Below are 24,781 nucleotides of genomic sequence, written 5' to 3'. Positions count from 1 at the left end.
TCTGCCGCATCTCTCTGGCTCTGGCTCTGGTTCTGGTTCTGGTTCTGGTTCTAGCTCAGCATATATTAGTTGGATAAATGTATCTTAATTTGGAGGTATTGGAGGTTTTGAGGTGATTAGATGGATAACCGTCATTTAATTTCATGCATTCCCCCTACTGTGGACTAATACCGCCATATTAAGTGCTGTTTTTCCAACTGTTGCCCGGCAAGGGCGCCTCCGTTCATAAGCAAGTGGAGAAAATCCAACTGCTATATAGATTGGTACTTGTACCAATAAAAAAGAAGCCCCGAAGGGCTCCAGAAAGGAATTGCAGATTAGTTCACTGTTATATTATCGAAGGCTACGCTGTTATTGAAGCCGCCGCGTACTCCGATGGTGCCCGAGGTAAACACCGCGTCATTCAGGTTAATCTTAGGCACAGCCATATCACCAGCATATACCTTGATGTTACCGCTGTTCACGACAATCTTCATATGATACCAGGTATTTACCGCAATGGGTGTGGCCACGGTCTGGAGCGGGGTCCAGTTATTGTTGAAACGTCCCAGCCATACCTCACCGGCAGAGTCAATGCCTGCGGCGTAGCCCTTCTGAGAATCGGCACCGGTACCCGGACCCGTCAGATTGAAGACCAGACTGCCCTGGCCGGCATTATTCAGCCTGATGTCTCCTTCGAGCGTATAGTTCATTTTAGATGGGTACGGGGTAAGCACGGATTTGTCCGCATTGACCGAACTGAGGTTATAGGTTCCGCCGCTCACGGCCCAGGTTCCCCCATAACGGGCCCATCCGTTGTCATTCGCCGCAAAATCGTTGCTATACGAGCCGCTGAGCGTGCCGAACCGGACCTGGACATTATGCCCGCCAACACTCCGCTCGACCGAATCCACAAAAGCAATCTCATTCGCCCCGGTCTGGTACATCGCTGTCCACCACGAATTCCCGAACGCCGGAACATCATTATCCACCCATGTGGTCCCGTAATCATTACTTAACGAGAGCACATTGGAGTTGGAGCTGAGCAGCAGACGCCCGTCGGTTAAGGAGAGGAGATATGGCCCGCCCTGCTGATTGGTCGATACCTGGGTGCCGATGCCGCTGGACCAGGTCTTGCCATCCGTACTTTTTTTGGTGAAAATCCGGCAGTTCTGCGTTCCGCACACCTCAAAGGCGACAATATACTGTCCGTTCGCCATCTTGCTCCAGACCGGCATGCCTGGACGAGCCCCGGCGTTAGACGGGTCCCAGGCCACATAAATCTCATTTCCCCAGCTGGCTCCGCCGTTGGTAGAAATTTTCTCGGAGATGATCTGGCTGTAGGAAGGGTTCTCGGTCACATGCTTCTCACTCGCATACATGACAGCTACCGAGCCGTCATTCAGCAGCTGCATATGCGGCTCATATACCCCTTTATCCGGGTTCCCCAGGGAACCGGCGGTGCCGTTGTTCTCATCAATTGTGCTCAGGAAGCTCCAATTCACGCCGTCATTCACACTCTTATACACTCTGAGCTGGTACGACTCCTGCCAGCGGACCGAACGCATGGCCAGCAGAATATCGCCATTGGCCAGCTGCACGAACTGCCCGTTGTCCAGGTCACGCCCGTCTTCCCACAGGGTGGACACCAGCGTCCAGGTGCGGCAGTTGTCGGTGCTGCGGAAGACCTGCAGCCGGGTGCCGCCCCAGGAGACCTTGGTATAGCCGTTGTTGTCGTAAATAGCAGTGACGGCCAGCCAGTCCCCGTTCGCCAGCTTGATCATCCGGGCATATTCCGCCCCGAACGTTCCGGGTCTGAGCCCGCGGGCATCAGTCCCCGCATCTGTGAAGGTGTTAATATCGGTAATCGTGGATGAGGTACCCCACACCACCGGGCCATTCGCGGCAAATGCCGGAATGGCGGTCAGGACCAGAAGCAGACACAGGGAAGCCGACAGCGAGGTGAATAGTTTTTTTAACAAATAAGCCCCTCCTCTTCATCTTCAATTATGAAACCTGTTGACCGCACCTACATGTAAGTGCTTTCACTGAAGATTCTAAAGGGCTTCTTCTTGTCATTGAACCGATAATTCACCGCTTTTTGGGTACCAAAGTTACGATTATTCCGTCAGCTGCAAATTGGCCTTCCGGATCACTTCCAGCGGAATCTTCGGTGTCCGGTCCGCAGTGAGCAGCCCGTTCACTTCCTGCTGGACATCCGTAATCTGCGTATAGCAGTAGCCGCAAATATAAGAGGTGTCCTTGATAGCCTGCGTAATCTTGCGGAACCGTTCAATGAAGGCATCGGTGCTGCTTACCTGCTCTCCATACCCCCAGCCGTCACCGGAATCAAAGGCAATGCCGCCGAACTCACTGACGATCACCGGCTGGCCGCGGTATTCATAGCCCTGAGCCATGGCATATTTCCAGTTGTTGAATGAGGATGCCCTGCCAAGTATGCTGCCGGAGTCTGCATAACGTTCAAGCAAGACATCTCCGCTCTCTTCATAATCATGCAGGGTGATGATATCGCTGATGGTATGCTCCCAGCCGTCATTCACAATGACCGGACGGTGCGGATCGATGGATTTGGTCAGATGATAGATCCCCTCGGTGAATTTCTGCTGCAGCTTGCTCGTGTAGACCTGCGGAATCCCCCACGATTCGTTAAAAGGCACCCAGGTGATAATCGAAGGATGATTATACTGCTGCCGGACAATCTCCGTCCATTCGTTCGTGAAGTTCTCCACAGCCTCATCATTGAACTCAAAGGTCGCCGCCATCTCCGACCAGACCAGCAGGCCCTTTACATCGCACCAGTACAGGAACCTGGCATCCTCAATCTTCATATGCTTGCGCACGCCGTTGTAGCCCATCGCCAGAATTGCGTCGATATCGGCAATCAGTGCTTCTTCGGACGGCGGGGTCAGATGGCTCTCCGGCCAGTAGCCCTGATCCAGAATGAGGCGCTGATACACCGGTGTATTGTTAAGCAGCACTTTGCCTTGTTCGACCGAAATTTTGCGCAGTCCGAAATAGGAATATACCCGGTCAATGACCTGATTATCTTTATAGAGAACAAACTCTACTTCGTACAGGGTCGGCGCAGCAGGTGACCAGGACTGCAGCTTCCACGGTCCATTCGCTTCGTGAGTCAGCTCCACATCCAGCTGCAGCCAGGCCCGGTCTACATGGAGCGAGACCTGCTTGAACGTCTTCTGCCCCGTGCTGATCTTAGTCTCCAGGCTTAGATTGTCGTCCGCTGCCTGTGTCTGATATTCGAAACGGACAGAGCGGTTATCGAGATCCGGAGTGATTTTGACAGCTTTGAGATAGGAGGGCGACACATACTCTACCCACACACTTTGCCAGATTCCCGTTGTCTGCACATAGAAGCATTCGAAATTCTCATCCACCCAGCGCTGCTTGCCCCGCGGCTGAGTACAGCTCTGGCTGTCTTCCACCTTAACCACCAGACGGTTGGACGCTGCCGTATCCGTGTTTACATAATCCGTAATATCCAGCGAAAAGGCCGCATAACCGCCTTGATGACCTCCGGCATAGTACCCGTTTACCCATACCTTCGCGGTATAATCCACCGCCTGGAAATTCAGCATCACCCGCTTACCGTTCAAGTCCGCAGGTAGCTGCAATTCCCGCTCATACCATACATAAGGATGGAAGGTCGTCTCACCGATCCCGCTGGCCTCCGTCTCATAAGTAAAGGGAACCTGTATCTTCAGATCCCCGTGCAACTGCTCATTCCACCGCTCCCGTTCACCAACGTTGCCATCGTCAAACCGGAAACTCCATTCCCCGTTTAAGCTCTGCCATTCCTTACGGACGAACTGCGGACGCGGATAATCCTTAATATAATGCTCGGTTGCCATAGTATTGCACACGCTCCTTAAGGACAATATTTTTGTTTTATTACAATAAATATGTATTAATTATTGCAGAATCTGCTGAAATGTCAATCACCGATTGTACAGCATGAAGAACCTGCGCATAAGGCGTCAGGTTCTCTGCATAAATATCGTAGGTTCATCGCAAATGCTACTCCGTCTATCGCTTGTCGTTGAAATTCCGTGACTCAGGTTTCTTATACTGTATAGAAGATCTTCATCACCAGATCCTGCTCATAATCGCCGAACTTCCGCCCGAACAGATTCATTCCGCCCTTGAAGACCGCATTCTCCTTCACACCCAGCCGCAGATCCACATGGTTCTGCTCTGTAAGCTTCAGCTGGCTCAGATTGACGGCGGATATCTCTTTGTGGTCGATCGTGCTGCGGGTATTGTCTACGCTCCAGGTCTTGAGCGAGCCGAACTGGGTACCCGTATCGATCCACCAGGAAGGATTCAGCTTCCCGCGTCTGCCGCCGAAGTCGCCGGGCGAGGTCCAGGTGCCAACCTCCACATTGTTGATCCACAACGTAATATCCGAAGGCCAGTCGTTCTCATAATTCGGCGCCTCGGAGCAGATCTCCATCGAGAACTGGATCAGGCGGACCGCTGCCCCCTGCGGGATTTCCAGCGGATAGCGGTATTCAAGATACCCCTTTCGCAGCCAGAGCAGCTGGGCATGAACACGGTCCGGATGGAAAAAGCCCGCCGGTGAGTCCTCCACAATAATCGGCCCAGCCTCACTGACCATGCCGCAGGTGGGCGCCACTTCACAGGCCGTGAAATTGCCGATCGGCATTGCAATCTCGTAGCAATAGTCCCCTTGCTCCGCCTTCGCGCGGCGTTCCGGCACATTAATGATGATCTTGATATCATCATAGATGCGGCTGCAGACCTTCATGGAGCCGCGCGAAGCCGGCAGCAGCTCGGTCTCAATCAGCCCCGCCTGCTCCAGTACCTTCACATTCGAGGCGGAGGTGGATACCGGTATCTCCAGCGCCTCCGCCAGCTCCACTACATTCATTCTCCGGCTGTTGAGCAGCTCCAGCATTCTTAGTCTAAGCTCCGTAGACAGCGCATGCGTCACTTTCACCAGTTCCTCAGGATGTTCCATGGATAATTCCAGAATATCGATCACCGCTTTACTGTCTATTTAAGATCTATTCCTATTCCTGCACAAAATACAACATTCTCCTCATTAAATCAGCCCAAATTGAAAATTGTTGTATAAAAGGCAGCATTCCCCCGCCTTCAAGCGGCTTATCGGGAAAATTCCTGTATATCGTACAACAATCCTCCCGAATGCCCGGGTATTCAACAGTCAGTGTTGTATTATCTACAAGCCTGTTGATTCCCCATATTATGGTATGGATATAATTCCCAAAACAACCTTGTTCCTGAGCAGACTAAGTTGAACCTGCCACTCCAGCGGAAGACTAAATATACGCCAATGCTGCATAAATTCCCAAAGGGTCAGTTGAGCAAAGGCAGGCACGTTGGGGTGGATTTCATCATAAACACGTCTCAGAAGTACATAGACCGCAAGGGCCACAAACAATTGGCTGTATACTGCATTTTCAGTGGTTCCAAATAGACATGGCACGTTCAGATGCTGTTTAATCCAGCGGAAAAAGACTTCAATTTCCCAGCGTGCCTTATAGATTTCAGCGATCACATAAGCAGACTCTTTTCTCAAATCGGTCACGACCCGTACGACTTCCCCCCGGTCATTCTCAAATTCTACGACCCGGTGGCGCTTAGCGGATTGGCACTTCCCTTGACCGATATAACAAGTAATATCACGAACAATGTTCGTTTCTCCCTCTGCGGGTCGCTGGAGGTTTCTCGGCTTCACCAAATGGAGATTGTCTTTGAGTCGAATCACAAACGACTGGCCCTGAAGCACATATTGATCCAATCTGCTGATTTTTCCGTACGCCCGATCCTGTACCAAAATGTAGTCCGTATCTGCCAAGACTTCTCCAAACGGAGCGTCATTGCGCTTCGCGATCGATTCCTCCACGTTCACGGGTGAACGCTGACCCTGCGAAAGAGCAACATGCAGCTTAATGCCCCCTCTGAATTTTTTGTACGAGGCCCAAGGCATTCGGGAGTTCGCCGCCGTGACCGTAGTCGAGTCAATCAGCAGAAGATCTTTAGGCAGATTCAGATGCCGCCGGGTTTGACGGTTACATTTCGTGACGAGCATTTGAAAGATACGTTTGAAGATTTCGTAAGGGACTTCACCGGCCTTGCCGGAAAGGGTGGAGTAATGAATCTCAGGCAAGTCAAAGTTTGGGCCTAAGCGGGCACTTTGCCGGAAGCCGTCCCATTTGTGGTAGCAGGCTTGGACAAAGTAATCGAGTAGCAACCCGACGGTCATTTTGGTTCCTCTATCCACGTAGTCCTTGGTTTGTCCGGTCACCATTTCGACTTCATCCGATGTTAACACTTGTTTGAAAACAGCTAAGAATGGGGTATATTTATTCATGAGGTCGCCTCATTTCGGTTTGGTTTGGTCGTACTTACCATTACCCGAAATGGCGGCCTTTTTTGTCCCTTTTTTTGGGAAATCAACACGCCTATATTATCTACAACATTCATGCCTAGTCAGCGCCAACTTAAGAAACTCACTCGGCTGCGGACCCTTCCGGCAGCAGAACCACCTGATCCCCCAGCCGGACCTCCCCGGTCCGGATCACAGAAGCATATACGCCAAAGTTCAGATTGAACTCCTTATTCACTTGTTTGAGCAGCGAGCTGTCCCGCTCCAGGGTATCCGGGTTCATCGTAATCATAACGCAGCGGTCACAATAGCTGTCCACCTGCAGCTCTGCACCGCCTATCGATAAACGCCGGCCGAGCCATTCCTCTTCCCCAAGGGAATCCTCACTCACTTCCACGACAAAGTTCCCCCGGAAGCGGCGCTGATCAACAGGCTTGCCCCATAAAGCCTCCAGCTTCTTCAGGCTCTTATCGGTCACAAGCAGGATACTGGCCCCGTCCACAGATAACAGCTGCGGGTGTTTCGCTTCCGGGTGAGGCGCTTTGAACTCGGACATCGTAATTTGCGTAGAGGTCAGACTCTGGATTTCATTAAGCAGCTCCGCATCCCAGCCGAAGACTCTGCCGTCTGCCGCCGTTACCCGGATATCCCCCTCGATATATTCTGCTTGATAACTAAGCATATTGGGGATCTTTCTGGCCGTAACATACTGCCACCAATCCTTCTTTGTCATGTCATAGAAAGAGCAGTACCGGTCCCCCTGCACCCCGTAAGATTCTATCTTACACGCTTCCAGCTCTTCTCCCGCAAAGGATTTCACCGGATAGCGGTTAATCGCCGTAATTTCACCAACTGTAATGGACACTAATTCCGCACCTCTTCTGTCTATAATGTAATGTTCCATCCATTCTCCGAATCTTCAATTATCCTTCTGCTCTTATCCGATAATGCCTTCTGCAGTAAGGTTTCATTGTAGCCCTGACCCTTGAACACACGGAGTATGGCTTCTGCCCGGTCCATCCTGTTTCTCCGGATATTCGACTCCAGCTGAATCTCCAGCGGGACTACAGGAACGGTATATCCGGCAAAAGACAGCAGCTTAGCATAGCTCCAGATCGCCTGCCCGCCTTCCCAGATTCCCTCACCGTCTTCGGAATCAGGAATGCCCGCTGAATCAGAAATATGTACCACTTCCACATCAAAATCCTCAATGATCCATTTTCCTTTGGTCCAGGTGAACCCTGAAGCAAACGACTGCGTGAACAACGGTTCCTCGATTGACGATAACCAGCCCGGTTGTTCCCAGGACAAGAGAGGTTTAACCTTTAAGCTAAAGGGTTCAAGGACAGAAGCGATAACCGCCGCATCCCCTGCGTTCTGTGCATACAAATCGAGATCCCCCGGGGTCATCTCCGCTCCTTGCAGTACCGAAGCGACTGAGCCTACGATGATCCATTTACAGTCTGCGCCTGATTTGGCGTAACGCTCACATACTGCTGTTAATGCTTCACTATAACTCATAGATGCCTCCTGCAATATAAACAGTATAGACCATACACTTTACCGTTTCGGCAAACACCTGTCCAGTTCCTTCCACTACAAAAAGTTTCGCAAAATAGCCCCACAAAGTGGGGCCTTGGCTTCGGGTGATGACTTATAGTGATTCCCGGATCACACGCTTGTAATACAGTACGGACAGCAGGCCGAAGATCGAATACAGCACAGTGTAAACCGCCATTACCACGAACATCGGAGTAAGCATTTCGGTGCCGAAGAAGAACCAGCCGGACTTCACCGCGAAGTAGCTGTGGCACAGGCCGATGACCAGCGGAATGCCGAAATTGAACAGCTGCTTGAACTGGATACCGCGCAGCAGGTCTCCCTGAGTGAAGCCCAGCTTGCGCAGAATCGTGTATCCGTCCTTCTCCTCCTCGCCTTCATCCATCTGCTTGAAGTAGAGAATGCAGCCGGAGGTGATGAGGAAGGTCAAACCCAGGAAACCGACGATGAACATAATGAGGCCCATATTCGTACGCTGGTTCAATTCATATTCATATTGGGCGAAGCTTGGTGCTTCCGGCTGCTGGTCCACATAGATTTGATATGCTTTCTCTTTCTGCGAGCGGTCAAGCAGTTCAATGCCGTAATAGTTGTCCGCTTCTTTCTTCATCTGCAGCTTCGGGTCCAGCGACTTAGCCAATTCCTGATACACGGACTCATCGACTACAAACACACCGGCGCCGCCGCTATAATAAAAGGGAAGGATCGCATCCGCAGATAAGCTGATTAACTGCTGCTTAATGCTGCCATTAGCAGTTATTAGCCCGACTTCTCCGGGATCAAGGCCCATGAATTTGTCCAGCGTGCTGTCATAACCCATAATCCGGACTTCCCCGGGTAATACGTCGATACCTTCCACACTGCTGTCGCTGACAACAGAGGTGCTGAGGATGCGGTCATCGGGATTGTCGAAATTATTTTTGCTCATGATATGCTGTGCGTCCACTTCGATCTGAAGCGGATGCATTTCAACCTCTGTGTACTTAATGTGCTGCTCATCCAGGGCCTGGACAAACCGCTCCTTCACGGCCGCTCTGGCGAAGCCAAAATCATCCGGGGAGCTCTGCTTGGCTGTGGCCTCCGCCGAATAGTACGAAATATAGCTGAGGGACAGCAAACCGATGGCAAGCGCAGAGACCGTTGTGATGATTGTCAGCAGCAGCGAATTCGACTTCATCCGGAACATAATGGACGAGAGCGACAAGACCTCGTTGATGGATAAGTAGCCTTTTTTGCTATTGCGGATCGTATTAAATATGAAGCTGACTGAGCCCTTATAGAACAGATAAGTGCCGGCAATCACCAGAGCGAGGATGACAATCATAGCGGCCATCAGACCAGTCATAGTGACAAATTTGCCGCTGAACAGCTGTGTGGATACATAATAACCGCCAGTAATGAATCCGATGCCGAGCAGTCCGAGAATAATCTCCCACACCGGCATTTTACGGATACGCTGCTGGGTGGTGGATGTCGCCTTGAAGAGGGACAGGATGCTTTGCGCTTTAATGAAGGTGTAGTTCATGATCATAATCAGCACGTACACGGCAGCAAAGACCAGAATCGTCCGCACAAGCGCCTCCGGAGAGAAGCGGAGCTTCGCCTGGGCTTCTACGGCAAGAATTTTGTACAGGATCATCAGAATCAGCCGTGACATCACAAAGCCCGCACCCATGCCTAGAATCATAGACCCGAAATACAGAATCAGGTTCTCCGCACTCAGCAGCCGGAAGATCTTCCCCTTCGTCAGCCCGATCAGCTGGAACAGCCCGATCTCCTTGCTGCGCCGCTTGATGAAGATCGTATTGGCATACAGCAGGAAGATCGCGACAATGGCAATTAGCAGTATGGAGGAAGCGCCAATGGCTGCACCGCCTTTGATTGAACCGCTGACGGCATCCATAGCCGGATCGAATTGCAGCGTCACGAACGAGAAATACAGGGCAACACTGAACACAAGTGCGAAGACATACAGATAATAGTTTTTGATATTCTTCTTCAAATTACGGAAGATAATATAGTTCAGACTCATTGCGCAGCACCGCCAAGCACGCCCTGGGTATTGATAATATCGTTGAAGAAGGACTGCCGCGATTCATCGCCTTTGTTCAGCTGCGTGTAGATTTGCCCGTCGCGGATGAATACTACCCGGCTGCAATAGCTCGCGGCAACGGCATCATGGGTGACCATGACAATAGTAGCCTGGCGTTTCAGGTTCATATCGGCGAGCTTGTTCAGCAGATCGGAAGCCGACTTGGAATCCAGAGCCCCTGTAGGCTCATCGGCAAAAATAATACTCGGATCATGCACAAACGCCCGCGCCGCCGAGGTACGCTGCTTCTGCCCGCCCGAGATTTCGGCCGGATATTTGTCCTTCAGCTCATATATTCCCAGTTCGCCCGCCACCTGCTCGAACTTCTGGTGAGCCTCCTTCTTCGGGATCCCGGTGATTGAGAGCGGCAGCAGCACATTTTCTTTAACAGTCAGCGTATCCAGCAGATTATAATCCTGAAAAATAAATCCGAGATGTTGCTTGCGGAACTCCGCCAGCTGCTTCTCCTTCATCCCTGTGAATTCCTTGCCCTCTATTTCAATGGTCCCCTGGCTCACCCGGTCGATGGAGGACAGGACATTCAGCAGAGTCGTTTTGCCGGAACCGGAAGGACCCATGATTCCTACGAACTCCCCTTTATTCACCTGAAGATCGATCCCCTTCAAGACCTCCTGCTTGTTAAATTTATTGCCATAGGTTTTATAGATTTTGTTAGCCTGCATAATAACCATTATTCACCCACTCCTTTTCTATAGATCTATCATAAGCGGGCTGATATACATTATCCTGCGCTTCGCCGAACAAAGTGAAGAAGCATGTGACATTATTGTCACACGCCTGTAATTCTCTGAAAGTCGTTCTCCCGGGGAAAAGTAAGCGTAAATATACTCCCTTCTCCGGGTACAGATGCCGCATGAATGCTGATCAGCAGCGGCTCTGCCACCTGCCGGGTCAGATAGAGTCCCATTCCGGTGGCTGCACCATCCTGGCGCCCGCGCGATGACGTGAAGCCTTTGTCATAGATCCGCGGCAGATCCCTAGGGTCAATCCCCTGCCCGCTGTCTTCTATAGTAAGCACGGTATGGCCGTCCTTTTCACCACTCCTGATGAGGATATCCGAGGCTTCGCTGTACTTCACCGCATTCGTGAGCAGCTGTCTGAGCATGAAGGCCAGCCATTTGCCGTCAGTCAGCACCTCTTCCACCTCAAGCTCCACATCAAAACCGATTCCCTTGGAGATACACCATGACTTCAGCGCCCGGATTTCCTTATTAAGAACCGGCTCCAGACTGATATTCTCTATGAACAGATCATTGCGCATAAAAGGAATCCGTTTCTGATGAAGCTGCTGGTCAAGCAGATGATGAATCCGCAGCCATTCGTACATGAGCTGTCTTTGCAGGGTTTCATCCGGCAGCCGCTCTATCATTAGCTGCATCGCAGTGAGCGGCGTCTTAACCTCATGAATCCAGGACAGCAGGTCATCCTTCTCAGACTCCAGCAGCTGGTAGTTCATGGAGGATTCGCGTTTATACCTGTCAGTCTGGGCGGTAACCGCCTCATGGACGATCCGCTCCAGCGGACTGCCGGGCTCAATTACAGCATGAAGGTCATAGATCTGATCCCAGGCTTCCAGGCTCCTGTAGAATCTGGTTTCTTTGGCATATCTCAGGAATACGAACGCGAGACATAACAGCACATTCAGCAACACAATGTACAGTACCGGCAGCAACGGGATAGCAGCATCAACATAGGCCACGAATATAATAATGAGCTGCAGGACGGCAAGCAGCAGCAGCCAGCTCCGCTTCTCGGTTATGTATTTCCTTATCATTCTGCCGCCTCTTCGGTCGCCATATACCCCTGCCCGACCTTGGTCTCAATGAAAGAATCCAGTCCCAGCGGTTCAAGCTTTTTGCGCAGCCGGTTTACATTTACGGTCAGGGTATTGTCACTCACGAAATGCTCATTGTCCCATAAGCTCTTAATCATCTCTTCACGGTCAACGATGCTATCCTTGCGCTCCACTAATATTTTGAGGATCAGCATCTCATTCTTCGTCAGCAGAGCTGCTCCCTGATTGTTAGTCACCGTATTCTTCACGAATTCAATCGCTGCCCCGCGCCAGGTCTTCAGCTCTGTGCGTTCGGTGCTATAATTGTAGACCCGGCGGAGCGTGGCCTGAATTTTGGCAATCAGCACTTCGAAGTGAAACGGCTTCTGGATGAAGTCATCCGCTCCCAGCTGCATGGACATCACCATATCACTCGGGTGATCGCGGGAGGAGAGGAAGATAATCGGCACGTTGGAGTGAGCCCGCAGAATCCGGCACCAGTGGAATCCGTCGAATTGCGGCAGCTGAATATCAATCACCACCAGATCCGGCTTCACCTCCGTAAATTCCTGCAGGACCTTGCCGAAATTCGTGATCCCGTATACCTCATACGACCACTGGGACAGTCTTTCCTTGATCTCCCCGAACAGGGTGATGTCGTCTTCAATAAGCATGATTTTGAACAAAATGGACTCTCCTTCTGCAGAAATTTCGTTATTCAAAGATCATTCTGACAACCCGGTGTGGAGCAATACTGTTAATTACTGCGGTATCGCTCGAAATCATTGACTTCCAAATATCCTCAAACGTCAGATTGCTGTCATCCGTCAGCACAATAAACCTGCTGTCCTTCAGCGGGTTTCCCACCTGACCGGTAAGGCTCAACAAATGAGCGAAGGGCTCTTGCTTCTGAGACTCTGCGGTATTATCAAACAAATAATACTTCTTATCCTGAACGAACAGATCACAATAAAAAGGGCTCTCCGTTTCATCATCAAAAAAATTGGCAATGCGAATCCCGTTGTTACTGCCTTGAACTGCCGAATTCATAAACTTATCCCATATTTCCTGGCCTTCAGCCAGCTCACTGTTATGCAGTACTACATATCCAGCCGCAGCTGCCTCTTCCATTGTATAATCCCCGGGCAGTCCGGTGAACCCTGTATAGAAACCTCTCATGTCCAGCGTCAGGGCAACTGTATGACCGGCAGCTTCTCCCGCGGTATTATTTGTAAAATCATCTATTGCTTTACCCGTTGTATTCCCCGCTGCAGTAACCGCAGTAATATCAGCAGTCACACCAGCAGCATTATTAACGGTATTCCCCTCATTCTTGCAGCCTGCCAGCAAACCCGCAGTACATATAACCGCCAGCACACCTGTCATCATCTTAAGCCTCTTCATCCCCATTACTCCCCGCTGGAAATTGTAATTATTGGATAATTATACTTCACATTGATGAATTGACAAAGGCTTGGGCAAGTTTTAGAATACTAAATATATCTTGATGATCAAGATAATTGAATTCGAAGATATTTTTCGGACCGGGAGGGCTCATGAATGGCATTACTAATCTTATACGCTACCAAATCTGGAGCTTCAGAGCAATGTGCGTTCCTTCTGGCAGAATATATTCCCGGTAGCACGTTATGCAATCTGGAGTCAGAGAAGCCGGACATTGAGAACTATGACCACATCATTCTGGGGGCTGGTGTACGCGACGGCAAGCTCTACAAGCCAGTCCGCGATTTCATCAAAAAAAACAAACCCGCCCTGCTGGACAAGCAGATGGGCTACTATATCTGCAATGAGAAGCCCAAGAAAACCGAAGAGATTATCACGGATAATATTCCTGAGGATCTAAGGCAGGCCTCTCTCTGTATTGAGTCTTTTGGCGGATATAAAGCCTATGCCGCTCCCGCAAAGGATGCGGATCAGCTCAAAGGAATTTTCGTGGAGAGAATCCGCACTTTTTCAGAACATTTCAAATAACCCGCTATGTCCCTCACTTATACTGTCTGCCGCTCAATCATGTTCAAATGAATCTCTTCATGGGCCCGGCCCCCGTCCACCGCTTGCAGAAAAGCCCTCCGGCCGATCTCCACCAGCGGTATCTCGAAGGTTGTGATGTGCATCATTCTGGCGATCGGCTGATTGTCGAACCCTACAATGGCAAGCTGACCCGGCACCTCTATCCCATTCTCCCGGCAAAAGGACAGAATTCCCGCCGCCACCTGATCACTGGTAACCAGCAGTGCAGTTGGAGGGTCGTCCATCTTCAGAATCCGCTGCATAATCCATTCCCCGTCTTCCAGCTGCACACAATCGTAGAACATATAGTCATGGTTATAGGCTTCATGCCGGTTCATATAGAAGTCCCGGTAGGCTGCCTCCCTTAAATTGCTGTTAGGACTGGACTGTCTAGCCAGGCAATAGCCGATCTTGTAATGGCCTTTGCTCCTCAGATAGGTAAGCGCACGGGTAAAGCTCTGATAGTGATCCATAAATATGGATGACACATGATGTCCCCTGCCATCCTCCAGCACAATAATAGGCCCGTACTGCGTATACTCGTCAACAATCTCCCAGCTGCAGGTCCGCGAACAGATAATCAGCGCATCAATCTGCTTCAGCTTCAGCATCATCAGTGCATCCAGCTCCCGCTCCACTTCATAGTTGGACTGAATCAGCACCAGCTTATAATTATCCTTGATAGCCTCATCCGCTATTCCTTCAACGACCATCCCGAAATACGGCCGCGTGATATAGGGAACGACCACCCCAATCAGATTCGTCCTTCCCCTGCTTAGATGTACTGCATTTATATTACGTTCATAATCGGCCGTCTCCATAGCCTGCAGAACGGCTTCCCTCTTTGCCTGGCTTACATAAGGATGACCGTTAAGAACTCGGGATACGGTTGTGACCGAGACTCCGGCTAGCTTCGCAATATCTTTGATATTCGCCATAAATTCCACCTTCCCATGCTTGCTGCATATAGCCTGTACTCCTCTTAATCTTACCTCAAACCGCTGGAATGCGTTACATTCAGACCACAAATAAAGCATTTGACATGGAAGGCGTTTCATAGATTACAGTGGTTCTGTAATAGGGCGGAATCAGGGCTAAGTATTGTAAAAGAGGTGAGTAGAAGATGTACAACGAGGATGCCGGGGCTGATCCAAAGAATCACCACCGGGAATTATGGGATACGTATGAGGCTCTGGCCGGATTCATGGGTGCGCAGCTGATCGAGCACCCTTTTCCGCAGACTATGGGGTCTCTTGTTTCGTTTGAGCTGATGACCAAATTCCATACGTCATTGCTGGCAGAACGCCTGCTGCTGAATTCAGGCTTCTGCCATGAGGCTTATTGTATACTGCGCCTGATGCTTGAATACACGATTACTTTGAAATTCATTCTGCTCCTGCCTGAAGAAAGGGCCATGCGCTATTTGGATGACAACTCCGCAGCTTCCCGGCCGTTTGATTTCGACATTCCGCTGATGGCAGACGAAACCCATATGCAGGAGTGGCTACGAATCATTGAACACCCTCTTTCCGGCTGCTCCAGCCCGCTTGAAGCTGGAGATCTGCTGGCGAAATCTTGTGAGCTGACATCCCTTATGCTGGAAACCTGCCGGAATAAAGAAGATGAAAAAATAGATTGTTGATGTTCACATTCCCCTTCGTATGTCCGTACAAGAAGGGTAGTCAGCTTTGAACAGTCTCTTTCATCCATCTGGCGACCAGAGCGGCCAATTTCGCCCGCTTGAGCTCCAAATCCGTATTATCCGTATTATCCGTAATCTTCACAACGGCCCTATCCCCCGTGATCCACTCCAGCAGTCCGGAAGTATCCGTGAACAAGGGTTCCGTGGCAGCTGCTTCCTTCACTTTCACACCGGTATGGAAGATCAGCCGGAAGCAGCCTTTCCCCTGCAAGTTCATGGTTACACGGTCTTGTCGGTTGTAGCAAAAACTCGGCGCATTCCACTTTATCTGCTCCGTGATGTCATCAGCTGCACTCAGGATTATCTTCCGTACTTCTTCAATCTCATCTTTAAGCGGATGCTCCAGTTCCTTCAGAAATAGGGCTACCTGTTCCGGTCCGGTCAGTTTCACAGTCTTGCTGCGACCAGCTGCGGGTTCTTTAGAGCTTGAGGCCATGGTTAGGCTCACCCTTTCATTATGGTTATCCTGAAACCATTCGCTTCACACCCTATAATTCCTTTATAGAACTCACCCTGCAAATATAGCAAAAAGCAGCGCCTCCCCCTAACAGGAGCTGCGCTGCTTGTCTCATTCCTTCGCTGGCCGGCTTCTACTGATGGTTCAGCACAGCCTTATGGCAGGATCGTCGGTCTAATCACAATCTCATTCACACTGGTATCCTCAGGTTCATTAATCGCATATACGATCGCTCTGGCAATACTGTAAGGAGATATTGCCATGCTGTTCATCTGGCCTGCCATCGCCCGGATCTCCGGACTGCTGATCGTGTGGGTCAGCTCTGTGTCCGTCATCCCCGGCGAGATAATGGTCGAACGGATATGGGAGGCGGCTGATTCTTCCTGGCGCAGCCCTTCAGAGATGGCCCGGACAGCATATTTGGTCGCGCTGTAGACTGCAGATGAAGGACTCACGCTATAACCTGCTACCGAGGACAGGTTGATGATATGCCCCGACTGCTGCTCCCTCATAACTGGCAGAACGGCAGCGATGCCATACAGCACGCCTTTGATATTGACATCGATCATCTGATCCCATTCATGTACCTTCAGCTCCTGCAGCATGGATGCGGGCATTACCCCGGCGTTATTCACCAGTACATCAATACGTCCGAATTGCTGCAGGGCGAATCTTGCCAGCTTCTCCATCTCCTCCGCAGAAGTTACATCGGTCTGCAGATACACGGCATCACCGCCTTCCTGCACAATTTCACTGACAATGGTCTGCAGGTGCTCTGTTCTTCTGGCTGCCAAGACGAGCTTTGCGCCTGTTTGAGCCAGCAGCCGGGCTGCAGCTTCGCCTATACCGCTTGAAGCTCCCGTAATGATAATGACTTTGGATTGTTTATTTTCCACTTGTGACCTCTCCTTTATTCAACTTGTGTTGATTATCTGACTGGTGTTGATTATTATTATATAGAGAAGAGATGGTAATTCAATCGCTAATGTAAGCGGAAATGTCCTATATACAACAAGTGCAGGCTATGTGTTCATTAACTGAAGGAGGTTCATCATCATGGGTACCGGAATCAAGACAGACAGACGGATTCTGAGAACAAGAGAAGCGATTAACAGAGCTTTTCTGGAGCTTTTTGGGGAGAAGGAGCTGGAACAAATCACGATCAACGATATCGCGGAACGGGCGAATGTAAACCGGGGAACCGTCTATCTGCACTACACCGACAAATATGACCTGCTCAACAGATGCATTGAGGACCATCTGGGCAGAATGTTCCTATCCTGCAATATGACCCGCACTCCGGACGGAGATGTTGGTCTCATCAGCGAAATGAAGCCGGTATTTCTCTATTTCGAACAGAACTTCCTGTTCTTCTCGGCTATGCTTGCCAACCAGAGAACCACAATCTTCCGTGAACGCCTGCTGGAGATTGTCTCGGCGAATGTAATTCATAAGCTGGAGATGGAGAAGTCTGTTCCTGAAGGAATGGATAAACAGCTCATTGCCCATTTCATGGCCTCGGCCTTCGTGGGCACTGTCGAGTGGTGGATTCAGAACCGGATGCCGCATGCTCCGGAAGAGATGGCGCAGCAGGTTCGGAGCTTGTTTGAGGGTAATACCATGTATAGGGGGCATCAATAATCCCGCACCTCTTCCACTTGGGAATGATGCGGGATCCGCAGCCGGGGACCAGGGCCTCCGGGTTAATCAATATGTACGCTGAATTAGACTAACTTATTCAGTTCAGTCAATAATGCCTGTTTCAGTTCTGCCAGCCTTTCCTCACTTGGTTTGCAGCTGTCTGCGTACATCGTTTCTCTGGGTGTCCACCAGACGGGATGTGCCGGATTCGGTTCCGTTAGCTGTCTCGGGAAAATATGCCAGTGCATATGCGAATCGCCGTTTCCCAGCAGCTCATAATTTAATTTGTGCGGCTTGAATGCCTTATACACCGCTTCTGCTGCGATGCTCATTTCGAGCAGAAATTTCTGTTTGTAGCCGCTGTCCAGTTCATGCAGCTCGCGTTTATGTTCCTTACCCAGAAATAAAGTGTAGCCTTCGAAATATTGATGGTCTCCAAGCACCACATACCCTGTCTCGAGCTCGGCTACAAAGTACTTATTTGTGCCTTCTTTGATCATATTAATGCGGCTGCAAATCAAACATTCTTCCATAGTGTGAAACCTCCTATTAGATAAGTAAAACTGTCCATTATCACCACTTGTGTAAGCTGAACTTAAAAATGATGGCCAGCCGATAGACACACCTCTTCCTGAGCCGGGTTTCGTCCATGCAACAAGTCAGATTCTTAAGTTGACTCTATATAGCAATAACTATTTATGAAATGCCCCTAAATAATAACATTACAGATGTCGATAATATTAAAGCAATATAAATTCCTTAGAAAGGAAAATAAATATATTATTGAGATTTTAATACATAGGTCAAATATCATATAGTGAGTAGGAGGAATTATTTAGTATGAATATTACAAAAAAAGTATTTATCTCTTCCATTTTGGCTACCGGATTGTTATGCGGGGCTGTAGGGGTTTACGCTGCAGACGGGGTTTCGTTAGTACAAGCTTACCTTAATAGTACTATTAAGTTTACTGTGAATGGCGTTTCGTGGACTCCTAAAGATGCTAGTGGAAATAAACTCTCCCCTCTAGTATACAATGGTTCAACCTACCTTCCCGCCAAGGCAGTCGGTGAAGCAATGAATGCATCCGTTCTTTGGAATGCTGGTACTAAAACCGTTGCCATTACAACTACAGGAAGTGCCAGCGCCGGAGAACCTTATAATGATTCATCATCAGCTACGACTACACCAGTCACCAACGTACCAGTAACAACTGCTCCAGCAGCTACCGCCCCTGCCTCTCAGTCAAGCAGCCTTCCAAGTGGACTGCTCACCCTGCCTTATAATCATGATCTCACTGCAGTAGGCGAAAATAACAAATCGGTAGCATTAGCTTTTATCCAAGCTTACGGAAATGCCTTAACTTCCGGATCCAACTCAAGCTATAATGCTTTAATCGATAAATATGTGATTGACGATTTAAATGACTACGACATGGGCTACAAAAAAACATCGAAGGACAATGCAGCTAAATCGATTTCCGGGGTAGTAAAATTGAATGATAGTGGAGTTATCACGAAATATGCAGGTATTTTAAAGAGTGCCACACTTAGTGATGTGAAATTAGACACAACCTGGTCTGAAAAATATTCAACCTCTACTACATTGTGCTACAAAGTAGAATTACCCGGCTTCTTCATATCTTCATTCAGTGTCTTTTTTGAATTTGATATGGATAAAGAAACGAACACTTATTATCTTGTAGCAGTCAATATCTAAACTTCCAAATGAATAGAAGGTGTGCGGGCCCATGATGGCTTGCACACCTTTTTTGGATATACCCAAAAGAAATAGATGCTTCTCAAAAGTTTGGAAGGATGCCGCACCAAATGAATGTCTAAATAGCTCGCTCTTATTCGCTGACAACGATGAACTGGCGATTCTTCCATTCGAAATCCGGCTCCGCCTGGAACCCGGAGAGGCTGATCTGCCGGTTAAGCTCCTTGCGGGGCAGCTCCCCGAATCGTCCTGTATCATCTGCAAAGCAGGAATACAGCTCGAATTGCTCACCAGGAAGCAGGTTATCCTGCAGATAACGGAATAACTCCGCAACGCATTTCCTGCCTGTTACAGCAGCACCGGGATAGGGCTCAGCCACTTCGGAGATCATTTGGAAGCTCCCCCCTTCAGGATTCACCTGATAAACCAGAGGTTTCTTGAACAGATGCGACGAATCCTCCTGTGTCAGCGGTCCGGAAACATACAGGCCGGCAGCATCCTCCGCCGTCTCAAAGACCTCAATCATTTTCCCTTCCAGCGTACCGCTCTCCCTCATACCCTTCACTGGAAATTTGTCCAGGGCAGCAGGATCATTCTGCATCAAGTAATCCTTGAGCTTCATCATGGTCCCCCGCTGTCCGAAGGAGCCGGCAGGAAGCTCACGGCCAGCGGCGATATAATAAAACAAGGTCAACAGTGTTCTCTCCCCTCTTCCCGCAAGCAGCCAGGTTCACATTGACTAGTATACCGCAGCTCCGGACTATAATGCCTCTCAGGCGGGCACCTGCAATAATGTACTATAGCCATTTCCCTGCCGGGTGTATATTCATGTGACTACTTCACCTGGAGGTCATCATGAATATCGTTTCTTTTATCATCTATTGTATTGTGGTAACCTTCACACCCGGCCCTACCAATATAGTGATTCTATCTTCCGTACAGCATCACGGGGCCAGAAAAACAATGGGATACGTTGGCGGAGCCACTCTGGCGTTTGGACTGCTGCTTGCCGCCTCTGCCCTGCTGAACCGCATGCTTGCGGACATCATTCCGCATATTCTCGGCGTTATGCAGATCATCGGCAGCCTGTACATGCTCTACCTGGCTTACCAGGTCTACACTATGGGCCGTACCGAGGAGAATCCCCGGCAATCCTCCGGATTTGTCTCCGGGCTGCTGATGCAATTCGCCAATCCGAAGGTGCTGCTGTTCACGCTGACCGTTATCCCGGGTTACGTTATGCCTTATTATAGTTCACCCGCAGCAGCCTTCATCTTCGTTATGGTAATTACTGTAATATGTTTTCTCGCATTCACTACCTGGGTCGTATTCGGCTCCATATTCAAGAGCTTTCTGCAGCGGCATCAGCGGGTGATGAATAGTATCATGGCACTTTTTCTAGTATACTCTGCTGTAATGGTATCCGGAATTTTATAGAGGACGGTGATTAAGGTGGAACAATTCAATTATAGAAAGTCTGCAGAGATTCTCGCCTTATCGGCCAGCATGACGGATTTCACTTACAAAAAGCATTGTCACGAAGAATATGCCCTGGGCGTAACACTGCGCGGAATCCAGCAATACCATCTGGCCGGCAGCCTGCACTCCTCCCATCCGGGCGGTGTCATGTTGTTTAACCCCGAGCAGTATCACGACGGCAATTCCTATGACAGAGAAGGTATTGATTATGTCATGCTCTATATCAAGCCGGCCATGTTTGCAGAGATTCTGGGCAAGCAGGAACTGCGGTTCACCTCGCCTATCGTCTATGACAAGGAGCTGGCGCAATCTATCTGTTCCTTGAATCAAGCGGTCCAGAATGGCGCTGACAGCGCACTTTGCAGTGAACTGCTGCTTCAGCTGGCCCATCTGGCCGCCCACACCGAAATCGAAGCCGCCATGCGGACCGATAGTGCCTTTGTTCAGCAGGCCAAGGAAATGATGTACTACAGCCTCGGCCAAGTGCTTAAGCTTGATCACATCTCACAGGAGTTAGGCCTGTCCAAATACCAGTTCATCCGCGAGTTCAAATCACATACAGGCATCTCCCCTTACCAATTCTTCCTGAACTGCAAGGTTGAGCATGCGAGACAATCGATCGAAAAGACCAAAGATGTCTATTTCGCAGTAGCGGAATGCGGCTTCACAGACCTGACTCACCTGAACCGGCATTTCAAAAGTGTCTTCGGCCTTACAGCCTATGAATACATGTCCCAGCTGGCTTAATCCATATTCTTCGGCGCCCGCATAGCAGTATCCTTGTCCACTTCTTATGTTACGGAATCCGCACTGTTACTCTGCCGCCAGCACCTTCTCAAGCTGCTCCAGCACCATCGGCCACGCCTGCTCATGCTGGTCCCTGGACTCCTCATCCGGGAAACCGGCATGCGTCAAGCAAAGCAGGGTATCAGTACCCCGAGTCTCTAATTCAACCCGTACCACGGTTTCCGCCCCCTTCGTCCCTCCTGCACCGGTAACCCAGGTCATTTCCACCAGGCGGTCCTTCTCCAGACTCAGGAATCGCCCGTAATGCGGATAACGCTGGCCTTCATGACGTGTTTCGAAGAAGAACGGAGTATTCACGCTTCCCTCCATGGACACCGTGCCCGGCGCTGCAAACCAGCGGTCAAACTGCTTCGTCCAAGCCTTGTACAGGTCTTCTGGTGAGGCTGACAACAGGCGTTCCACACTCAGGTTATACGGCCTGGATGAAAGATCAGGTGCATTTACGGCCATAGCCATTGTAATCATCCCTCCCTATTCGATGTCTAGTTCTACAAAACGGTTTGTTACAGCATTCAAATAATACAGCTTGTTATCCACGATGTGGATATATAAAGTCTTGTCATCACCCAGCTTCTCACTGGTATAATCGGTTAGATTGAGCCGGTACAGCTTCTTGCTGTACTCTGAGTAATTGCTGAAGTACAGATGGTTTCCGCTCAGATTCATCTCTTTGCCATTCAGACCGGAAATTCGGGTTAATCCGGTTCCATCCAAGTTCATAATATATAAATTCTCTTTGAAATTGAAGTACATAATATCGTCTTTCATCACTATATTAGTGATGTATCCGCCATCCAGCAGCTTCTTTTTGTGGCTGCCGTTCAGATCCATAACAAACAGCTTACTGAAGTCAATCGTGTAGTAGATCTTTCCGCCATACACCGCCAGGCTGGATACCCCGTACTGTTCAAGCACCGTTCTGGAGCTGCCGTCGGTCTTCATCCGGTAGAGCGGCTTGTTCATCGAAGAATTTCCCTGCGTGAAGTAGATCCAATTATCAGCAACCGTCACCAGGTTCTTCCCGATGGCAAAATCTCTAAGCATCGTCCGGTCCGAGCCGTCCGTATTCATGCTGAACAGCTTGTTGTTGTCGCCCGTATAATACAGCTTTCCGTCTACAAGATTAATATAAGCCGCATATTCGTCATCGCTGAGCTTCTGAAGTTCAGTACCCTCCTTCTTCTGTTTATAGAGCCTCCCCGAGTCTTGCGGATTATTGAAATATACCCATTCATTGTCTGTAGCGTACAAGCCCCCATTGTTCAGATTGCCCACCGAATTCCCGGTTATACCAGAACCGACGGGTTGTACGGCTTCTTCCTGCTTGATTGCTACCTGACCGTTGGCATAGGTGACCGTTGCATCAAAAACCTCAGAAAGCACCCGGAGCGGCACCAGCATTCTTCCATTCACCAGTCTCGGAGCCGCGGCCAGCGTGAACGGCTGCTGATTCTTATAGGCTGCGGTCGAGCCCGCCGTTAGACTCAGCGTAATGGTTCCTTTGGAGATTATGATTGCTTTATTATTCCCCGGAACAATCATCCCGCCCAGCTCATCCGCCACGAAGCGGAGGGGAACATACACCGTACCCTGATCATTCACTGGCTGCACATCAAAATTCACCAGCTTCCCATTGACTGTAACCGTAACCGCCGGCTGATCCGCCGGAGCTGCGTAGCCTGTCCCCGCCCCCGTTAAACTCAGCAGCAGAGGGGCAATAACGAACCATTTTCTCAATGAACACACCTCTTTGAACTCAATTTCTGAACAAACAACTCTTATGTATTCTACACCCTTCTTCTTCATTCTTCCATAATATCAAAGGATCACCATCCTGAAGATCGGCTTACACACACAATCTTCACTTTACAATTACTTGTATATGGTTTATTTTAACATTAAGTATTCACTGAATGTTGTTGTATGTCAGTCAACATTCAGTATTCAAAATAATTAACTGGAGGACATGATGAACCATTCTTTGCAGGAGACATTACTGAAGAATATCCGCTTTGCTTACAACGAAGCAATCGAGCTTGTGATTTCCATGGGAATGCTTGCTTGTGAGGACCAGATCTCAGATTTGGCAGAGGATTATAAAATTGAAGCAGATGAGCTGCTTGGAGCCTATCTTGATGATGCGCGCAAGCGGTTATCCCCCTTCTTCACCCGAGAGCTGCTGTTTTTTTTCCGTTATGACCTGCTTCATCATGCACTTGATTTCCCGTTGTATGAATCCATCTTCACTCATCGGGAAGTGCTAACTGCAGAGGCGTTGATTAACCGGCTGGATAACAGCCCTGCGGAGCATATCGTTGCAGAGATGGTCTACGGCGTCTACAACGATAACCTGGAAGCGCTACTCCAGGGCAACGACTGGGAGCTGGTCAAGAAGGATCTGAAGAAGCTCTCTGAACTGGTGACTGCAACAAAACCGCAGCCCGAGGTTGCTGAAGCCCATGCGCCGCTGCTTGAATGTCTCGCTAATCCGCAAGAGACCAAGCTGCGCTTCCTGCAGCTATTGCGTCAGTTCAATCAGGATGTCTTCATTCACTGGAAAGACCGGATCCGTGAGCTTTCTGAGCAGGCTTCCCGCAGGTATGAGGCTCAATTCCGCAGCAACCCTGAGGTTTTCATTCGTGAAATCCACAATAATGAACCTTCGCTGTTTGACTTCCCCGTCACCTTCCATGTCAGCTTTGTTTTCCAGGTGGCAAATGGCTTTTACAATTTCCACACCGATGCCGGGCAGGTCGGCTGGGTCATCTTCGGCATTAATAATGAACGGGTGCACGGCCCCGCCGCTGACCGGGAGAAAACCGAACTGTTTCTCAAAGCCTTATCGGATAAACGGCGGCTGGATTTCCTGCTGTTACTCAAGCAGCGTCCGCATTACGGCCAAGAGATTGCTGCAGCGCTAGGCATTACACCGGCTGCTGTGAAGTATCATTCCAACTTCCTGTTCTTTCTGGATCTGCTCGATGTCGAGCGGGTGGATCACCGGCTGTATTACGTGCTTAGAACCGATACTTTGCGCAATCTGCTGGCCTTGATGGCTAAAGTTATGCTGGACAAAGATCAATTCATGAGTTGATAACTGGAGGGGT

25 protein-coding genes are annotated in these 24,781 nt (G+C 49.7%); 7 read left to right on the top strand and 18 right to left on the bottom strand.

Annotation, left to right across the window (positions count from 1 at the left end; all coding sequences use genetic code 11):
- Positions 1-317: 317 nt before the first annotated feature.
- From NSU14_RS10355 to NSU14_RS10305, 11 genes are all read right to left on the bottom strand, one after another.
- Positions 318-1,961 carry a family 16 glycoside hydrolase gene (locus NSU14_RS10355; protein WP_340944599.1) on the bottom strand — a complete coding sequence of 548 codons (1,644 nt, stop codon included), beginning with the start codon at positions 1,959-1,961 and terminating at the stop codon, positions 318-320.
- A gap of 138 nt (positions 1,962-2,099) precedes the next feature.
- The gene (locus tag NSU14_RS10350) at positions 2,100-3,869 is read right to left on the bottom strand and encodes a glycoside hydrolase family 2 protein (protein ID WP_340944596.1); all 1,770 of its coding nucleotides are present in this window, start codon (positions 3,867-3,869) and stop codon (positions 2,100-2,102) included.
- A 212-nt stretch (positions 3,870-4,081) separates the two neighbouring features.
- On the bottom strand, positions 4,082-4,999 hold the full coding sequence (locus tag NSU14_RS10345; RefSeq protein ID WP_331281674.1) for an ArsR/SmtB family transcription factor: 918 nt from the start codon (positions 4,997-4,999) through the stop codon (positions 4,082-4,084).
- Between the two features lie 246 nt (positions 5,000-5,245).
- Positions 5,246-6,337: an IS4 family transposase gene (locus tag NSU14_RS10340; protein ID WP_340942393.1), complete on the bottom strand. Its 1,092-nt coding sequence runs from the start codon at positions 6,335-6,337 to the stop codon at positions 5,246-5,248.
- A 178-nt stretch (positions 6,338-6,515) separates the two neighbouring features.
- Positions 6,516-7,295, bottom strand: coding sequence for an MOSC domain-containing protein (locus NSU14_RS10335; RefSeq protein WP_340944595.1), 780 nt, complete (start codon positions 7,293-7,295; stop codon positions 6,516-6,518).
- Entirely contained in the window at positions 7,277-7,912 is a 636-nt protein-coding gene (locus NSU14_RS10330; RefSeq protein WP_340944594.1) for a hypothetical protein, read from the bottom strand. The genes NSU14_RS10335 and NSU14_RS10330 overlap by 19 nt, the downstream gene beginning before the upstream one ends.
- A gap of 133 nt (positions 7,913-8,045) precedes the next feature.
- Positions 8,046-9,983: an ABC transporter permease gene (locus tag NSU14_RS10325; protein ID WP_340944593.1), complete on the bottom strand. Its 1,938-nt coding sequence runs from the start codon at positions 9,981-9,983 to the stop codon at positions 8,046-8,048.
- Positions 9,980-10,735, bottom strand: coding sequence for an ABC transporter ATP-binding protein (locus NSU14_RS10320; protein ID WP_042138379.1), 756 nt, complete (start codon positions 10,733-10,735; stop codon positions 9,980-9,982). Before NSU14_RS10320 ends, NSU14_RS10325 begins: the two co-directional genes overlap by 4 nt.
- 98 nt (positions 10,736-10,833) lie before the next feature.
- Positions 10,834-11,838, bottom strand: a complete 1,005-nt coding sequence (locus NSU14_RS10315; protein ID WP_340944591.1) for a sensor histidine kinase — start codon at positions 11,836-11,838, stop codon at positions 10,834-10,836.
- Positions 11,835-12,524: a response regulator transcription factor gene (locus NSU14_RS10310; protein ID WP_076243259.1), complete on the bottom strand. Its 690-nt coding sequence runs from the start codon at positions 12,522-12,524 to the stop codon at positions 11,835-11,837. Before NSU14_RS10310 ends, NSU14_RS10315 begins: the two co-directional genes overlap by 4 nt.
- A 28-nt stretch (positions 12,525-12,552) precedes the next feature.
- Entirely contained in the window at positions 12,553-13,242 is a 690-nt protein-coding gene (locus tag NSU14_RS10305) for a hypothetical protein (protein ID WP_340944589.1), read from the bottom strand.
- A gap of 156 nt (positions 13,243-13,398) precedes the next feature.
- On the opposite strand from NSU14_RS10305, the gene NSU14_RS10300 reads away from it, so the two are divergent.
- On the top strand, positions 13,399-13,830 hold the full coding sequence (locus tag NSU14_RS10300; protein WP_042138384.1) for a flavodoxin domain-containing protein: 432 nt from the start codon (positions 13,399-13,401) through the stop codon (positions 13,828-13,830).
- A gap of 17 nt (positions 13,831-13,847) precedes the next feature.
- Here the strand turns inward: NSU14_RS10300 and NSU14_RS10295 are convergent, their stop codons facing one another.
- Complete coding sequence (locus tag NSU14_RS10295) at positions 13,848-14,807, bottom strand: LacI family DNA-binding transcriptional regulator (protein WP_076243261.1); 960 nt, start codon at positions 14,805-14,807, stop codon at positions 13,848-13,850.
- A 185-nt stretch (positions 14,808-14,992) separates the two neighbouring features.
- Here NSU14_RS10295 and NSU14_RS10290 point away from each other — a divergent pair, with 185 nt between their 5' ends.
- Entirely contained in the window at positions 14,993-15,511 is a 519-nt protein-coding gene (locus NSU14_RS10290; protein WP_340944588.1) for a hypothetical protein, read from the top strand.
- A 40-nt stretch (positions 15,512-15,551) separates the two neighbouring features.
- Here the strand turns inward: NSU14_RS10290 and NSU14_RS10285 are convergent, their stop codons facing one another.
- Both NSU14_RS10285 and NSU14_RS10280 read right to left on the bottom strand, forming a co-directional pair.
- Positions 15,552-16,019, bottom strand: coding sequence for a DUF1801 domain-containing protein (locus tag NSU14_RS10285; protein ID WP_340944587.1), 468 nt, complete (start codon positions 16,017-16,019; stop codon positions 15,552-15,554).
- A gap of 164 nt (positions 16,020-16,183) precedes the next feature.
- Positions 16,184-16,924, bottom strand: coding sequence for an SDR family oxidoreductase (locus NSU14_RS10280; RefSeq protein WP_076243262.1), 741 nt, complete (start codon positions 16,922-16,924; stop codon positions 16,184-16,186).
- Positions 16,925-17,084: 160 nt separating this feature from the next.
- On the opposite strand from NSU14_RS10280, the gene NSU14_RS10275 reads away from it, so the two are divergent.
- Positions 17,085-17,669, top strand: a complete 585-nt coding sequence (locus NSU14_RS10275) for a TetR/AcrR family transcriptional regulator (protein ID WP_042138394.1) — start codon at positions 17,085-17,087, stop codon at positions 17,667-17,669.
- Positions 17,670-17,752: 83 nt separating this feature from the next.
- Here the strand turns inward: NSU14_RS10275 and NSU14_RS10270 are convergent, their stop codons facing one another.
- On the bottom strand, positions 17,753-18,202 hold the full coding sequence (locus NSU14_RS10270) for an HIT family protein (protein ID WP_076243263.1): 450 nt from the start codon (positions 18,200-18,202) through the stop codon (positions 17,753-17,755).
- A gap of 307 nt (positions 18,203-18,509) precedes the next feature.
- Between NSU14_RS10270 and NSU14_RS10265 the strand changes: the two genes are divergently transcribed.
- Positions 18,510-19,388, top strand: coding sequence for a stalk domain-containing protein (locus tag NSU14_RS10265; protein WP_076243264.1), 879 nt, complete (start codon positions 18,510-18,512; stop codon positions 19,386-19,388).
- Between the two features lie 133 nt (positions 19,389-19,521).
- Here NSU14_RS10265 and NSU14_RS10260 read toward each other — a convergent pair whose 3' ends face one another.
- A complete protein-coding gene (locus NSU14_RS10260) occupies positions 19,522-20,082 on the bottom strand; it encodes a hypothetical protein (RefSeq protein WP_340944583.1) in 561 nt (186 codons plus the stop codon).
- Between the two features lie 161 nt (positions 20,083-20,243).
- Here NSU14_RS10260 and NSU14_RS10255 point away from each other — a divergent pair, with 161 nt between their 5' ends.
- Together NSU14_RS10255 and NSU14_RS10250 are read left to right on the top strand one after the other, a co-directional pair.
- Positions 20,244-20,825, top strand: a complete 582-nt coding sequence (locus NSU14_RS10255; protein ID WP_340944579.1) for a LysE family translocator — start codon at positions 20,244-20,246, stop codon at positions 20,823-20,825.
- Positions 20,826-20,840: 15 nt separating this feature from the next.
- Positions 20,841-21,614, top strand: coding sequence for an AraC family transcriptional regulator (locus NSU14_RS10250; protein WP_042141316.1), 774 nt, complete (start codon positions 20,841-20,843; stop codon positions 21,612-21,614).
- Between the two features lie 66 nt (positions 21,615-21,680).
- On the opposite strand, the gene NSU14_RS10245 is transcribed toward NSU14_RS10250, so the two are convergent.
- The gene (locus NSU14_RS10245; RefSeq protein WP_340944576.1) at positions 21,681-22,130 is read right to left on the bottom strand and encodes an SRPBCC family protein; all 450 of its coding nucleotides are present in this window, start codon (positions 22,128-22,130) and stop codon (positions 21,681-21,683) included.
- Between the two features lie 15 nt (positions 22,131-22,145).
- A complete protein-coding gene (locus tag NSU14_RS10240) occupies positions 22,146-23,411 on the bottom strand; it encodes a DUF5050 domain-containing protein (protein ID WP_340944573.1) in 1,266 nt (421 codons plus the stop codon).
- 229 nt (positions 23,412-23,640) lie between these two features.
- On the opposite strand from NSU14_RS10240, the gene NSU14_RS10235 reads away from it, so the two are divergent.
- Positions 23,641-24,768 carry an ArsR/SmtB family transcription factor gene (locus NSU14_RS10235; RefSeq protein WP_340944571.1) on the top strand — a complete coding sequence of 376 codons (1,128 nt, stop codon included), beginning with the start codon at positions 23,641-23,643 and terminating at the stop codon, positions 24,766-24,768.
- Positions 24,769-24,781 lie beyond the last annotated feature (13 nt).

The organism is Paenibacillus sp. FSL R10-2771 (assembly GCF_038000205.1).
Classification (GTDB): Bacteria; Bacillota; Bacilli; order Paenibacillales; family Paenibacillaceae; genus Paenibacillus_AQ; species Paenibacillus_AQ phytohabitans.
This window is presented reverse-complemented; position numbering and strand designations above follow the sequence as displayed.